Source organism: Gloeocapsopsis crepidinum LEGE 06123, assembly GCF_015207655.1.
In the GTDB taxonomy this organism is placed as follows: Bacteria; Cyanobacteriota; Cyanobacteriia; order Cyanobacteriales; family Chroococcidiopsidaceae; genus Gloeocapsopsis; species Gloeocapsopsis crepidinum.
Map to the genome: position 1 here is coordinate 1 of NZ_JADEWN010000099.1, position 13,859 is coordinate 13,859.

Annotated in this window: 14 protein-coding genes; 6 read left to right on the forward strand and 8 right to left on the reverse strand. The window is 41.7% G+C overall.

The genetic code is table 11. The features are described from left to right. The first annotated feature begins 122 nt into the window (after window positions 1–122). Both IQ230_RS24800 and IQ230_RS24805 read left to right on the forward strand, forming a co-directional pair. Window positions 123–518 (forward strand): nucleotidyltransferase domain-containing protein, encoded by a 396-nt coding sequence (locus IQ230_RS24800; RefSeq protein ID WP_228055317.1) that lies wholly within the window; start codon window positions 123–125, stop codon window positions 516–518. 173 nt (window positions 519–691) lie between these two features. After that, entirely contained in the window at window positions 692–1,162 is a 471-nt protein-coding gene (locus tag IQ230_RS24805; protein ID WP_193934880.1) for a GNAT family N-acetyltransferase, read from the forward strand. Between the two features lie 49 nt (window positions 1,163–1,211). Here the strand turns inward: IQ230_RS24805 and IQ230_RS24810 are convergent, their stop codons facing one another. The 4 genes from IQ230_RS24810 to IQ230_RS24825 form a co-directional block, all read right to left on the reverse strand. Further along, window positions 1,212–1,997: an ABC transporter ATP-binding protein gene (locus IQ230_RS24810; protein WP_322742565.1), complete on the reverse strand. Its 786-nt coding sequence runs from the start codon at window positions 1,995–1,997 to the stop codon at window positions 1,212–1,214. 219 nt (window positions 1,998–2,216) lie between these two features. After that, entirely contained in the window at window positions 2,217–4,487 is a 2,271-nt protein-coding gene (locus IQ230_RS24815; RefSeq protein ID WP_193934882.1) for a caspase family protein, read from the reverse strand. A 191-nt stretch (window positions 4,488–4,678) separates the two neighbouring features. Beyond that, window positions 4,679–5,857 carry a sulfate adenylyltransferase gene (sat, locus tag IQ230_RS24820; RefSeq protein WP_193934883.1) on the reverse strand — a complete coding sequence of 393 codons (1,179 nt, stop codon included), beginning with the start codon at window positions 5,855–5,857 and terminating at the stop codon, window positions 4,679–4,681. A gap of 116 nt (window positions 5,858–5,973) precedes the next feature. Continuing rightward, complete coding sequence (locus tag IQ230_RS24825; protein WP_099703369.1) at window positions 5,974–6,435, reverse strand: Lrp/AsnC family transcriptional regulator; 462 nt, start codon at window positions 6,433–6,435, stop codon at window positions 5,974–5,976. A 104-nt stretch (window positions 6,436–6,539) separates the two neighbouring features. Here IQ230_RS24825 and IQ230_RS24830 point away from each other — a divergent pair, with 104 nt between their 5' ends. Both IQ230_RS24830 and IQ230_RS24835 read left to right on the forward strand, forming a co-directional pair. Continuing rightward, window positions 6,540–7,415, forward strand: coding sequence for an EamA family transporter (locus IQ230_RS24830; protein ID WP_099703370.1), 876 nt, complete (start codon window positions 6,540–6,542; stop codon window positions 7,413–7,415). 54 nt (window positions 7,416–7,469) lie between these two features. Continuing rightward, window positions 7,470–7,676: a hypothetical protein gene (locus tag IQ230_RS24835; protein WP_193934884.1), complete on the forward strand. Its 207-nt coding sequence runs from the start codon at window positions 7,470–7,472 to the stop codon at window positions 7,674–7,676. Window positions 7,677–7,717: 41 nt separating this feature from the next. Here IQ230_RS24835 and IQ230_RS24840 read toward each other — a convergent pair whose 3' ends face one another. After that, complete coding sequence (locus tag IQ230_RS24840) at window positions 7,718–8,350, reverse strand: SWIM zinc finger family protein (protein WP_193934885.1); 633 nt, start codon at window positions 8,348–8,350, stop codon at window positions 7,718–7,720. Between the two features lie 127 nt (window positions 8,351–8,477). Here IQ230_RS24840 and IQ230_RS24845 point away from each other — a divergent pair, with 127 nt between their 5' ends. Next, window positions 8,478–8,678 (forward strand): hypothetical protein, encoded by a 201-nt coding sequence (locus tag IQ230_RS24845; RefSeq protein WP_193934886.1) that lies wholly within the window; start codon window positions 8,478–8,480, stop codon window positions 8,676–8,678. A gap of 131 nt (window positions 8,679–8,809) precedes the next feature. Here the strand turns inward: IQ230_RS24845 and mnmA are convergent, their stop codons facing one another. The 3 genes from mnmA to IQ230_RS24860 form a co-directional block, all read right to left on the reverse strand. Beyond that, window positions 8,810–9,865 carry a tRNA 2-thiouridine(34) synthase MnmA gene (mnmA, locus tag IQ230_RS24850; RefSeq protein WP_193934887.1) on the reverse strand — a complete coding sequence of 352 codons (1,056 nt, stop codon included), beginning with the start codon at window positions 9,863–9,865 and terminating at the stop codon, window positions 8,810–8,812. 129 nt (window positions 9,866–9,994) lie between these two features. Then, window positions 9,995–10,432: a DUF1622 domain-containing protein gene (locus IQ230_RS24855; RefSeq protein WP_193934888.1), complete on the reverse strand. Its 438-nt coding sequence runs from the start codon at window positions 10,430–10,432 to the stop codon at window positions 9,995–9,997. A 250-nt stretch (window positions 10,433–10,682) separates the two neighbouring features. Continuing rightward, the gene (locus tag IQ230_RS24860; RefSeq protein WP_193934889.1) at window positions 10,683–12,473 is read right to left on the reverse strand and encodes a M61 family metallopeptidase; all 1,791 of its coding nucleotides are present in this window, start codon (window positions 12,471–12,473) and stop codon (window positions 10,683–10,685) included. Window positions 12,474–12,814: 341 nt separating this feature from the next. Here IQ230_RS24860 and IQ230_RS24865 point away from each other — a divergent pair, with 341 nt between their 5' ends. Beyond that, a complete protein-coding gene (locus IQ230_RS24865) occupies window positions 12,815–13,483 on the forward strand; it encodes a hypothetical protein (protein WP_193934890.1) in 669 nt (222 codons plus the stop codon). Window positions 13,484–13,859: the final 376 nt, after the last annotated feature.

Sequence of the window (13,859 nt, forward strand, 5' to 3'; positions counted from 1 at the left end):
CAAATCGCACTCCAAACTATATTTCCACAATTGGTGCTGTTACTTCTTTTACTAGACATTGAACGCCTGAGAGATTTGGCATTTAGTCAAGGAATTGACATTCAAATTTCCAGGTGCAAGATATGAGCTATCCAGCCAACCGAAGCGAAGGCTTTCTTTCATTGCTGCACGCTCTCGGTGGCGTTATCACACAACAAACCTCCTATGGTTTTCTAGCTGATATGCACGGCATTCTCTTAGACTGCGAACCGTGCATTCGCATCGCAGATCGCTACGAGTTAGAGGGGCTGCCTCCAGGAACCTGTCCATCGGAACCAACTGGAAGTCTTGGCAGCAAACTGCTCCGTTGCACAAGTTGGGAGGCAATTCTCTGGGATTACTTTTACTATATGGAAGAGGTTCCACAAAGCAAGTGGCGTTCAAAAGACTTTCTTAGTTTTGCTCTAGCCAAAGAGTCATTTGGCGAGTCCGCGACACAAAAATTACATGAGCACTTCAAACGTCAGTATGCAGTCTAACAACCGCACTGGAACGTATCAGTTTAGTCAGCTGAGTTGCAAAAGGTTTCTGCCTCCGGTGAGTGCGAACATTATGCCGCTCCAGTTTTGAGTTAGGGAGATGCTTGAAGTTTGTTTGTAGATCAGGATAAAGTTGTCTGAATAGCTAAAAAATATCAGCTATGTCATTGCAAATGAAACTGCAACCTATCGAATATTGTCACCTAAAAGAGTGTGCTGACTTATTCATTGCTGTTTTCAGCAATCCGCCTTGGAATGAAACATGGAGTCAAAAGTCAGCTTTAAGTCGATTGAAGGATTGCTACGATACGCCAGGCTCTTACGGTATTATTGCCATTGCAGAAAATCAAGTTTTTGGCTTTGCTATTGGCTTTGCTGAAACATGGTATAAAGATAAACATTTTTTTCTAAAAGAAATGTGTGTTCAATCCGCTAAGCAGCGAAGTGGTATTGGCACAAAAATAATGGATATGCTTTATCAAGACCTTGTAACTCAGGGTGTCAGGACGATGTATTTATTAACAGTGCGGGATAGCTCTGCCGAAGCTTTCTATGAGAAATGTGGATTCTCAAATCATTCTAAAATGCAGATAATGTCGAAAACACTCAAGGTGCAATTACAAAAGGTGAATGAAAGTGACTAGTGGTTAGTTATACCGTTTTATTTGAATGTTAATACACAAACAATAGTGCTTAACCAATCACATGAATTGGTCCTTTTACACTACCACTGAAGAACTGTTGAATCAAGGGATTATCTGAAGAGTCAATATCGTTTACTGTGCCTTCCCACTGAACTTTTCCTTGGTACAGAAAGACAACGCGATCGGCAGTACGGCGGATTGTACTATCTTGGTGAGTCACAATGGCGTAAGTATTACAATCCCCTGCACTACATTGTAAGTATCGAATGAGATCTTCAATGACTGTAGATGCGATTGGATCAAGTCCAGCAGTAGGTTCATCGTACAGTAAAATTGCTGGAGAGTCTTTGATATTATCGGGATTAGACATAACTGCGCGGGCAAAACTGACACGCTTGCGCATTCCACCAGACAGTTCGCTTGGATAGCGATCGCCAACTCCAGTTAAGCCGACCATCTCTAATTTTTGATTCACTAATTCACGAATCCGCGATCGCGACAGATGAGAGTGCTGATAGAGCAAAAAACCAACATTTTCTTCAACAGTTAATGAATCAAACAATGCTGCTTGCTGAAACACCATACCAATACTGATCGGGTCTGCAGCATCTTCAATTAGACCTTGACGCATCTGTCCTTGGATATAAATTTCTCCTGCATCTGGTGCTAATAATCCAGCAATAATACGCAATATTGTTGATTTCCCTGTTCCCGAAGGACCAATAATTGCCAGGGCTTCTCCTTGATAAAGCGTTAGATCTGCTTCATCTAAAACGATATTGTTACCAAATGCTTTGCTCACGCCTTTGAGTTCAATGATCGGCTCAGCCATTATAAGAGGTTGGGGGTCAGAGGTCAGGGGTGATTAGAGTAGGAACAGAGGAACCAGTTGCATGCGTGGATTTACCTCGTTGAGCAAACTGGCGTGGAGCAGGGGAGAATACTTGTATGCTAACCACTCATCACTCTTTTCCTCTACATTTAAGACTCAAAATTCAAAACTAGCCACTAGTCACTAGTCACTCTTTCACTCGTCCCTTATTGTGTTCTATTTTTAAACTACCTGATAAATGAAGTTGAAGCTTGCCCAGGTATTAACATCTAGAGCATAAGTATCGGTAGCTGCACCAATTGTTTCTGGCGCGATCGCACTGGCGTTTTGTAAGTCACGCAACAGCGCTTGAGTAATTTCTAGAGGATTTGACAAAACACTAATATACTCTTCAGTGCGCAGATCTTCTCGCGAAGCATCTAAAGCGGCAAGAGTCTGAGTAAATTTACTTCTACTAAAGATGATTTGAGTCTCGCAGACAGCAGGAGGTCCGTGAAGTATCCATTCAAAATCAATCTCGGTTTGGGGTACAGCTAAAGTTGCTCCTGGAGCAATTGCTATATCTTGCGATCCAGGTGTTGTCTCGATACTATCACTAGCTGCGATAACCTTTCCTGGAAATAGGACGATCGCATTTTTGCTGCTATCTAAGCCGACGAGCAATAAGTAGACGGGGCGATCGCCGTAATTCGAAATTTTATACTTAATCCGGCTACCAATCGGCAATGTTGGAATGCCAGAACCTGTAACAGTAGTTGGCGGAGTACCAATTGCTGTTTCCTGTTTAGCTTGTTGAGAATGGTGCGTTTCGCGCTGAATAATAACTTGCTTTTGGGCACTGACAACTTCTAAAGTAGCTCTAACATCTAATTGAGAACTTTCATTACTTGTCAACCGCCACAACTTCGCTGCTAAGAGTGTTTGTAGTTTAGGGATCAATCGCTGCACTGCTACTTTAACGGCTTCTCCTGCTTCCCCAGCAGTATTGGGAATTAATTCCTGAGCCAGTGTAAATAAGCCATAACGGCTAGCAGTTGTTGATTGGGCTTCTGGTGTTGTTTCTTGTAATCGACCAAACAAATAATCTGCTGGTTGCTCTCCTGCGTTAACTAATGTCACAATCGAGATCGTAGAGAATGCGCTAGTAGCATCTACGCGTTCAATTCGTTCGAGTCCAGGATCTAAAGCTATATTTAGATTAATGTTACGCGGCACAACTCGAATTGCTTCTTGGACTAATTGACCAGGTTGCAACGTATTTTCAGTTTCATTTATCAGTAAGGCTTTTGCTGTTAAACCTGTACGCGATCGCATTTGTAATTGCGCTTGAGAGGTTGAGTCTGTTTCACCTATTAGGGAAGTAACAACCTTAAAGCGAGAGTTTGCACTGTAGTATTGCAAAAGCGTTGGTTGTAATCCTGCCAACCATAATTGTGACGTTTTGCCGTCGTCCTCTACACTTGTCACTACACCATCTGCACTGACATTGTTATCAGGTATAAAGTGAGGCATGGTAGCCTGTACTTGGCTTTTTTGACCACATAGTTGTGGCTGTTGCTGTCCTACAATTTGCTCGACGACTCCACTTGCTTTACTTAAGCTAACGTGAATAGTTGTTGCTGGAGTTGCTTCCCACAATGACTGAGTTAAAGCATAAGTAAAGACTCCTGCACTAAAACCACTCCATTGTGCCTCGGTAGCCGGTTGATCCGTACGCGATGCAGTCATAAACAGCCCTGGTAAATTGACTGCATGAGGTGATCCTAAGAGTTTATGAGGTGCAATCTGATGTATAAGTTGCTGCTGAAGTTCTAACTCAAGTGGATTAATTTCCCCTTGTCCAATTTGTGGGTAGGAACGAAATCTTAAGTTATTTGGAACCGCTGCTAATGTATTGCGAGTATGGAAACTAGTATCGAGAATTGTTGTGACGTTCTCTGTTCGTAGCGATCGCAGCAGTAACCACAGTGTTTCTTCTAGTAAGTCATTAACAATTGGTACCTCGGATGAGACGATCTCACCATCTATCGGAACTAAACTACTAATTGCCAGGTCTGAATTTGGTGCTGGTTGGATTGTTTCTGTATTTTGCTGCAAAGAGAACTGCTCGTCACTCAACTCAATGCAACGTCCATACCCACTGTAGTGAAAGACAACAGTATCACCTGGCTGGGCTTGTTCAGTCAAATGTTGCAAGAATGCCGCTTCAATTTGTTGTCGAGTAGCTTGTTGATTGCTCAATGTAACAATATCTGCTGCTTGAAAACCAAAGCGATGAATCAGCAGTTCTCTTTGCAGTTCCACATCAGTCAGGCAACCGTTCAATCGCGCAGACGAGTATTCATTAATGCCTATTAACAATGCCAGTTTCCGTGGTGTAGATTGAGCTAAAGCTGAGCCGTAGCGATCGCTCAACCTGAATAAATCAAGTTCACTTATGCCCAAGGCTGTAACAATTCCGCCAGCCGCTTTTAAAAATTCCCGCCGCTTCATATTTTAGCTATTAGCCATTAGCCATCAGCTCTTAGCCTAACAGAGAGGAGCGAGGAGCGAGGGGCTAGTGACTAGTTTTGAGTTTTGAGTTTTGAATTGAAGAATACACAACCTTCGTAGGATTGGCTGAATACTCCTCTTTAACTCAACACTCATAATTTCCCTGACTCCCGATCCCCAATTCCTGATTTCTAATTTGCTTCTACTGGTATACGCATTGCTTTCGCCAATTCTGCTGCAACTTCAGGGCGTGAGAATTCTGGTGGTGGTAACTCTCCACGACGGAGCATTTCTCGTACTTTGGTTCCCGAAAGGTGAACCCGTTCTTCTGGTTTGCTTGGGCTTGTTTTTGTTGTTGCCATTTGCTGAGTCCGCTGGCAAAAGAAAGCGTGTTCAAACATCATTGGTGTGATGCCTAACTCTGCTGACTCAAATTCATCAAAGATGTATTGTGCGTCGTATGTACCGTAGTAATCGCCAACACCTGCATGATCGCGTCCAACAATAAAGTGAGTACAACCATAGTTCTTACGAACCAGCGCGTGGAAAATTGCTTCGCGGGGTCCAGCATACCGCATTGCTGCGGGGTTAATTGCTAAAATCACGCGATCTTGGGGATAATAGTGTTCCAGCAAAATTTCATAGCAGTTCATCCGCACATCTGCTGGAATATCATCTTCTTTTGTTGCACCTACTAAAGGATGCAAAAACAATCCATCAACAGTTTCAAGTGCGCACTTTTGAATATACTCGTGGGCGCGGTGGATAGGATTACGAGTTTGAAAGCCGACAACTGTTTTCCAGCCTTTTTCTTTAAACATTTGTCGCGATGCGGCTGGATCGATTTGGTATTTAGGAAATAGTGAATGAGGATCGCGCTGTAATAACCAAACTGGACCAGCAAGATTGACTGAGCCTTGATTGTAGACAACCTTTACACCAGGGTGCTTAATGTCATCAGTACGATAAACATTGACAGCTTCTTTCGCTTTGTCGTAATGATATTTTTGTGTAAGTTGTAAGACACCAATAAATCGACCATTAGTATCGTCTAAACGAATCAAGCCGCCTTCTTTGAGCGGTTCGGCGATCGCTTCATCTACTGATAGCGTAATTGGAATTGACCACGGTAAACCGTTTGCTAATCGCATTTGGGCGACTACCCGTTCGTAGTCTTCATGTTCCATAAATCCACTTAGTGGGCTAAAGCCACCAATTGCGATCATTTCTAAGTCAGAAACGGCTCGCCGATCAAGTTGGACTCGCGGTAAAGAATCAGCTTTATCTAAAAATTCTTGCTTTTGTTCAGGTGTAGCGACACGATTGATCAACTGCATTCCGTGGGGAGCGATGCCGTCTCGATAACTCATCTTTTTTAGATTTTATTTAGATTTGCGCTGCAAGCATATAGTAGCAAGATGTCGCCCAATAGAGAAGTAGTAGTGAAAAAAGTGGTGTAGAATAATAGTTCTCTATTGCAAGCCTTTCAAGATATATACTCATCTAATCTAGGTAGTCGTCGTTTGACTGGGGATGACTGAATCATAGATGTGTTTGTTTGAGCGTAAGGTATCAGTTGATCGATAATGCGCTCTAGATCATCAGCAGACTTTACATATGCTTTGGCAATGAAGCAATCATCACCTGTGATGCGATCGCATTCAACGACCTCTTCTATTTCGATGATGAGGGAAACTATTTTTGAGAGTTGTCCAGGTAGTGGTCGAATCCGAATATAGAATGCCAAAGAATAACCAAGGATTTTCGGCTCTATCTTAATTGTGAAACCTTGAAGTACTCCAGACTCTTCTAAGCGACGTAGGCGATCAGAAACGCTTGGAGCAGACATATTAAGTGCTCTCGCCAGATCTGCAATCGACGCTCTTGCATCTACTTCTAGTAAATGGAGCAGTTTCACGTCTGTAGTATCTAATTTTACTTTTTTCATCCGAAGGCATTTTGCCTTTATTTTCTTTTTTTATTAGGCAATAAGTCAATATCAACTTGACATAGATATGTTAACTCGAAAAAAGCCCTGATAAAATAAGCTGCATGAAAACATTAAGAGTTGTTTTATCGTATACTGCGGCTGCACCACCTCATATTTGGTTTGTTATAAGTGCAATTTTTCACTATCTTGGTCCATCCTTTGCAGTGCTTCTGTTTCAGTACGTTGGTGTGCTTGGCGTTGCTTGGTTTCGGATTGCTAGCGCAGCAATGATCTTTGCAATATTGACTAGACCTTGGAAAACTTTTCGTTCAGCAAACCGAGAAGTCCTGATTCTGCTTTGGCTACTTGGTGCTTGTCTTGCTTTGATGAATAGCACATTCTATCTCGCCATAGATCGCCTACCACTCAGTTTAGTAGCTGCTATCGAATTTGTCGGCACAATTGCTATCGCTCTATTTGGATTAAGGTCGGTGCATAACTATATAGCACTGTTACTAGCAGCAATTGGAGCTTTTATTCTGACAGGTATTCATTGGTTTAGCGACCCAATAGGACTTACCTATGCCATAATCAACGGTTTATTATTCATGTCCTACATCGTTCTTGGACATCGAACAGCACGTCAGGGCGCAGGAGAAGGTGTTGGTCGCCTTGGTGCTGCGATGGCTGCTGCATTCATTGTTGTAATGCCAATTGGATTTAGTCAAGCAGTAGCCGCACTACCTCATCCGACACTCATTCTGGCGGGGGTTGGGGTTGGAATCTGTTCCTCGGTAATTCCTTACGTTTGCGACCAGCTTGCTATGTCTCGCATTCCACGAAATACCTTCGCACTAATGCTTGCATTACTCCCTGCAACTGCAACTCTTGTTGGCGCGATTGTACTTGGTCAAATTCCCACTTTGAAAGATGCTATAGGAATTTCGCTTGTAATGGTTGGTGTCTCAATTCACAAACCAGCCCTTATAGAGGGATAGAGGTAGTTTAAGCGAACTGTCAACCTAAAGTGTAAAGTGCGATAGGAGTACATCATGATTTGGTTAGCCTTACAACTTAATACCGAAGACTGGAGTAAAATTACAATCAAGTCTCATTTATTTGTTGCAATCAAAGCATTTTGGCAATTTAGCCAATTTTATGGTGAATATTCAGTAACTCCCCCTGAACAGAGAAACAAATTTTGTCAAGAGTATCACACTAAGATGGCTTCTAAGTCGAGTCGTAGGCTTAAGCGCTAAAGTAAAGCTTAGTATAGCTATCTCCTACTGCCGTAATTATCTTACCTGGCAGCGATCGCTGTAGTGCGATTAATACAGTTGCCTTCTAACACGCTTGTCTTGTTTTTGTTTTTAGATGCCAGGTACGCAGTCACTGTAGTAAAGCCTAACGGTAACAGTGCAAGCGTGGCAGCGATGCGATGCGAACATGAATCATACAAATCTGGGCACGAACAGGTATCGTGATTGTTATGGGAAGTAATCATATAATTTCTGCCGCTACGATCTGATATCATGGCGTGTTCTGACTGAAGACTGAGTGTGACTTGCTCAAATATTACTTGATGGTAACTGTAGAAAAACTTATTTACCTGTGCCCTGGCGAGTATCCATGCTGCAGTCGCGGCTTTAATTTTTAAGCCTCCCCATTCTGTGGTTTCTACACATTTGACTGTGTTAATTGTAGTGTGCGCGATCGCTACTAACACTTTCAGTAACTTAAAAAACAACTGTCGCTTAAAAAATGTACAACAACGGCGTTCTCCAACCCAATACACGACATAAGGAGTGCGCGATGCGTTTCTTGTCATCCCTACTCGTTCTACTTTTGTGAGTCCTTGTGGTAGGAATGTTGGCAATGTAGAATTGCTATGCAGTGCAGTTGCGATCGCACTCATGTCTTCGATAAAATGCATCTAAACCTCAAGTTTCGCGTTTACTAGAATATTTGGGGTTGAGTCAAAGGCATAAAGCCTAAAAACGCCTTTGACTTTCTCTTTCTGTTATTATCTTATCCGGTTAACCGGAGTATTACAAGTATTTATGGCAAGAAAAGGTGGTAATCCAGAAACGTATTTCAAGTCAAACTACAGTGGAAAAGTAGCTAAAAAAGCAGTTGGAGTAAAATTACCACTTGAATTAGATGCTTACGTGCGATCGCTAGATTCCCCTTCGGATTGGTTACGCGAAGCTGCGATTGAAAAATATCAACGCGAACAGTTATGCAGAGAACAAACTAATTGAATGGCGTATCAATCACTAGCAAGTTAGTATTTGAAAGCCATTGGGTCAAATGAATAAGCTTCACAGGCAAAATTAACTAAAAATGCCATAAAAAAAGAGGCTTAATTACCTCTTTAAAAAAATGTTTGCTGTTAGTTATTGCGTTCAATCACGCCGCCGCCTAACACTGTATCGCTATCATACCAAACTGCAGCTTGACCAGGGGTGATACTAAATTGCGGTTCATCAAACACTAGCTTGACGCGAGAATTCTCTAGGGGAATAACTGTGACAGGAACTGGGTGCGAACGATAGCGTACTTGAACTTCCGCCCGAATTGGTGCAGTAGGTTCTGCAATTGAAACCCAGTTAACTCGTTGTACTGTGCATTCTGATTGCGTAGCGCTGGTGCGATCGCCAACAATCACTCGATTCATTGCAGCATCTAAGCCAATGACATACAAAGGTTCAGCCGCCGCAATGCCTAAGCCTTTACGCTGTCCAATTGTATAGTGATGCACTCCTTCGTGCTGTCCTAACACTTTTCCCGCAGCATCAACAATTTCGCCTTGTTTAGGTGTGATGTATTTATCAAGAAACTGTCGCATCGAACCGTTAGCTTCGACTAAGCATAAATCTTGACTTTCTGGCTTATTAGCAGTTTTTAGATCAAATTGAGCGGCAATTTGCCGTGTTTCTGTCTTTGTTGTTTCACCTAAAGGAAACACTGTTCCTGCAAGTAAATCTTGTGATAAATCGTATAAAAAATAAGTTTGATCTTTGTTGCGATCTATCGCACGACGTAATTGATAGCGATTTATCGCTGTATCATAAGTAATTCTGGCATAGTGACCTGTAGCAATTTTATCTATACCTAAATGTTCGCTGGCATAATCTAGCATTGGACCAAACTTTACAGTTCTGTTGCACTGCGAACACGGCAACGGTGTTATTCCTGCACTGTAGCCCGCAACCAGATAATCGATGATATTAGTTTGAAAAACTTCGCGAATATCGACAACGTGATGCTCAATCCCCAACTGTTCGCAAATATAAGCCGCATCAATCATACCTTCAGAACAGCACTGACCTTTACCCTTCATTAGCCAAAGGGTAAGACCTACAACTTCATAATCTTGTTGTTGTAAAATGGCAGCAGCTGTGGAACTATCAACGCCACCAGATAGACCAACTACGACTTTTTTCATGAACGTGGCTTCAAAACAATTGCCCAGATATTAATTCTAGACCAATGCAATCTTACTTGACAGGAGACTCCTTTTGACAGTCAAGGTTAAAAGCGAGATTTAAGCAGCGGAAATATATAAGGGGAGCAACTACTTAGCACTTACCATTATCTCTTTGGGCTGACTCGTACCAGTCATGGTATTGTTTGTTATTGATTGCTTAGCAATTGCTTGTAGCAGGAGATAATTTAGAACTGTCCGAATTAAGATGATTGCACCGAGTTTACCAATGTCGTCCCAAGTAGGCGCAATAATTGTCTTTAGGATACTAGCACCAACAAGAAAGCTTAGCCCCAACGAAAAAGAATAGCCCATTTCTAAGCGGCTTTTTTGAAAAGCAGTACCAGAATGAGATTGAAATAAAGCTTGTTGAACAAAAATCAGTAAAGCTTTAATAATTCCTATAGAAATTACAAAAAGTGCAAGTAGTTGAATGATGCTTACGACTTGTTTATCTAGTATCCGAACTATTGTTTCTACATCTTGGGCTAAATTAAAATTTTCTATTATGCTTACTGCTGACATCATCAGTCACAATCCAAATATTTGATTCAAAGTAGAGATAAAAAATGTAGCTTTCAAAACTTTAACTAACAAAAGCTACATCGGTTGAACTGTATTTTAAGTTAGACTCTACTTCTTTGTAATCTTTACCAGGTATGATCCCTAATTAGAAGGAGAGCAAACTTACTATTTTCATCTAGAGAATCGAACTAATAACATAGCGAGTATACTAGCCTTGTTATGCTAGATTACAACAGTGATTATCAACTAGCTACTAATCAAAAGCTGCTTCTAACGGCACTGCTAACCATGCTTGAAAATTTTGCTGTTGAGTAGCAGAAGGACGATCTACAGGCACAATTTGATATTTGTTAGGACGAGGATCGGCAAGTGTAACATCATAAGTGCGTAATTCGTCTTGATGAAAGACTGATACTTGAATCTTGTCATATAGCTGATAATCTTTAAGGCGATCGCTTAAATGAGTTGCTTGTACTCTTACGCCATTAATCGCCAGTAACTCGTCCCCCGCATTGATTCCTGCAATAGCTGCTGGTGTATCTGCTTCAACAAACTTAATAACTTCTTTTCCATTTTCTGCTTGCGCCTTGATTCCTAAATAAGGCGCTGCGTTATCTTCCATATCTGCTGATATTTGTAAACCAAAGGGTTCAAGATACCGATTAAAGGGTAACTCCTCAACATCGTCAATATATTTATTAAAGAAATCAGTCAACTCGATTTCTGCCACTGATTCGATGACTTGTTGCAACTGTTCTGGGGTAAAACCAACTTCTGATTTACCAAATTGTTGCCACATTTGTCGCATGACATCATCAAGCGATCGCTTGTTATTGTGGCGATCGCGAATTAGTATATCAAGCATGAACGACACTAATTCGCCTTTGAGGTAGTAAGAAATTTGTGAATTTCCACTGTTGGAATCAGGACGATACAACTTAATCCAAGCATCCCAACTTGACTCAGAAAGTGGTTGTACCAATCGTCCTGGGGTTGTCAGCAAGCGTGTAATATCCTTACTTAAATTATTGAAGAACGACTTAACATCATAAATACCTGCCCTTAAAGGGATAATTATGTCGTAGTAACTTGTAGTTCCTTCGCAAAACCATAGTGATGGGGTGTAATTCTCGCGATCGTAGTCAAATACTTCTAACGCTTTAGGACGAATTCGTTTAACGTTCCACAAGTGAAAAAACTCATGTGCAACTAACTGCATAAAGTGATCGTACTTCTCTTTTGCGCGAAATCCCAGTCGTGGATAATTTAAGGAACAACTATATTTGTGTTCTAAACCACCATTGCCCTGAGACGATAGATGCAATAAAAAAAGATATTTTTCATAGGGTAAACCACCAAACATCTCGGCTTCTACCTGAACAATCTTTTGAATGTCAGGAATCATTTTGATAGCATCAACGTTTCCCTTACCCCAAATTGCGAGTTCGTGAAATTTCCCTAAAACTTCAAAATGATGTAACTCGTGACAGCCAATCTCAAAAGGACTATCAACTAAAGTATCGTAGTCAGCAGCGATGAAAGTGTTAGGTTCATCTAATGTTGGTAGAGGAGTTGTCACCCGCCATTCAGGTTTGGGCGGAACTATTGTCACGCTAATTGCCTGTTTTTCCCACTCAGGAACTCTAAAAAATAGCGCAGCACCATTAAAGTAAGCGTGAGTTGTATCTAGATGATTTGTACGTACTGATAACTCGTGAGCAAACACCCGATATTTTATTGTAATTGTCTCTTCTAAATCAGTAGTTGTGACTCGCCAGTGATTTTTACTCAGCTTGTGCCATAACAACGGTTTTTCTCTTGCTGTTGCTGTAAAATTCTGGATGTGCTTGGCATATTCTCGGACTAAATAAGAACCAGGTGTCCAAACAGGTAGCTTGAGATCGAGTACAGGTGATTTCCAATCTGTCAGGTTTAAGCTAACTTCAAATAAATGTGATTCAGGTTGCGGCATTGCTACCCGATACAGGATTTGTGGAGTTGCACTAATTTTGCTATTGGGGCGAACAGCAGTTGCTTCCGTCATTGTTATCTTGGCTGTTGAGACTTAAAAGCCAATGTAGCAGTTAATTAAGGATGAGGTCACTGATAAGTGCTAAGCAGCTTTACATTCTAGTAGGCAGCCATTCTAGCTGTTGTTTCCTAAGTTTAGGCTATTGCCAGGTTATCTGTGAGACTACTAAAGTAATTTTCTCCTGCAAAGCCAAAAGTAGAAATAGGGGGCAAACAAGAAACTTTTTGTATATTTTGACAGTAAAAGGCTTTAACGCTTATATATCTTGCTTTAGTAAGATATTACACAGAAATGTTCCGTATAATTGTAGTTAAGCAAGCTGGCAACAAGATCCCTTGTTAGGGAGATACAATATGGTCACACAGATTTCGCCATCAACTAAGACGGTCGGATTCTGGTCTGCGGTTCTCGCCACGGTTTTCAGCATCGCGTACATCGTAGGGCAGCTTGCCGAATGGTTAGGATTACTGGGGTCTCAGGGAGGACCAGAGAGTTCTAGTACGCCACTTGGGCTAGTCTTACTGCTTACACCATCACTGCTGTTGGGTTCTTCCTTTCTTGTACTTACTGTTAGTATTCACCAACTCGCGTTGCCGGAAAGAAGAATTTGGAGCCATACAGCCGTTGCATTTGCTACTGCTTACACGGTCTTGATTAGCATAGTTTATTTTGTTCAACTCACGCTTGTAATGCCTCGACTTGCACGCGGTCAAAGTGAAGGTATCGAGGTGTTTTTGTTTGTGCCGTTTGACTCCTTCTTGTATGCCGTAGATATTCTGGGATACAGCTTCATGAGCGTGGCTACTCTCTTTGCCGCAATGGTGTTCGTGGGTAAGGGGCTAGAAAGAGTTGTGCGGGTGTTCTTAACTGCAAATGGCTTGTTAGTGCCTTTCATTGCGCTGCAAATGTACTTCCATCCTCTGATCTGGATCGCGGCGCTTTGGGCAGTGACGTTTCCAGGATCAACATGGTCGCTTGCTATTCTGTTTCGACGTGCAGCAACTACAACTGGTTCTGATTAGTGAATAAGGTTGAGGCAGAAAGCGCCGATCGCCATGCATTCAACAACCGTATTGCAGCAGACTAAATCAATCTGGCAAGGATTCAGAGGCTATTTTCTTCCACAGAATACGAATGTGAATGGACTTAAGTCATAGTAGGGAATAGAGAATAGAAAAGCACTTAGAAGTTAGAATTTATTTGAACGAAAGCTAATTACCACTAATTACTAGTTTTTAAGTGACGTTTATTTTCACCTGGGTACTCATACGAAACCGCGTTCTAAAGAACAATTCTCAGATGAGGGAAGTAGGTCATGGAAGACAGCTTTGCAGGAGCTAGCATTAACTCCTGCAAGCCTTGGCAAAGGACATCTGTAACAGCATCAAGTGAGTCGAA

What these genes read in the sequence shown, in the direction of transcription:
- IQ230_RS24800 (WP_228055317.1), top strand. Translation starts at nt 123, where the DNA reads ATGAGCTATCCAGCCAACCGAAGCGAAGGCTTTCTTTCATTGCTGCAC.
- IQ230_RS24805 (WP_193934880.1), top strand. Translation starts at nt 692, where the DNA reads ATGAAACTGCAACCTATCGAATATTGTCACCTAAAAGAGTGTGCTGAC.
- IQ230_RS24815 (WP_193934882.1), bottom strand. Translation starts at nt 4,487, where the DNA reads ATGAAGCGGCGGGAATTTTTAAAAGCGGCTGGCGGAATTGTTACAGCC.
- sat (WP_193934883.1), bottom strand. Translation starts at nt 5,857, where the DNA reads ATGAGTTATCGAGACGGCATCGCTCCCCACGGAATGCAGTTGATCAAT.
- IQ230_RS24825 (WP_099703369.1), bottom strand. Translation starts at nt 6,435, where the DNA reads ATGAAAAAAGTAAAATTAGATACTACAGACGTGAAACTGCTCCATTTA.
- IQ230_RS24830 (WP_099703370.1), top strand. Translation starts at nt 6,540, where the DNA reads ATGAAAACATTAAGAGTTGTTTTATCGTATACTGCGGCTGCACCACCT.
- IQ230_RS24835 (WP_193934884.1), top strand. Translation starts at nt 7,470, where the DNA reads ATGATTTGGTTAGCCTTACAACTTAATACCGAAGACTGGAGTAAAATT.
- IQ230_RS24840 (WP_193934885.1), bottom strand. Translation starts at nt 8,350, where the DNA reads ATGCATTTTATCGAAGACATGAGTGCGATCGCAACTGCACTGCATAGC.
- IQ230_RS24845 (WP_193934886.1), top strand. Translation starts at nt 8,478, where the DNA reads ATGGCAAGAAAAGGTGGTAATCCAGAAACGTATTTCAAGTCAAACTAC.
- mnmA (WP_193934887.1), bottom strand. Translation starts at nt 9,865, where the DNA reads ATGAAAAAAGTCGTAGTTGGTCTATCTGGTGGCGTTGATAGTTCCACA.
- IQ230_RS24855 (WP_193934888.1), bottom strand. Translation starts at nt 10,432, where the DNA reads ATGATGTCAGCAGTAAGCATAATAGAAAATTTTAATTTAGCCCAAGAT.
- IQ230_RS24860 (WP_193934889.1), bottom strand. Translation starts at nt 12,473, where the DNA reads ATGACGGAAGCAACTGCTGTTCGCCCCAATAGCAAAATTAGTGCAACT.
- IQ230_RS24865 (WP_193934890.1), top strand. Translation starts at nt 12,815, where the DNA reads ATGGTCACACAGATTTCGCCATCAACTAAGACGGTCGGATTCTGGTCT.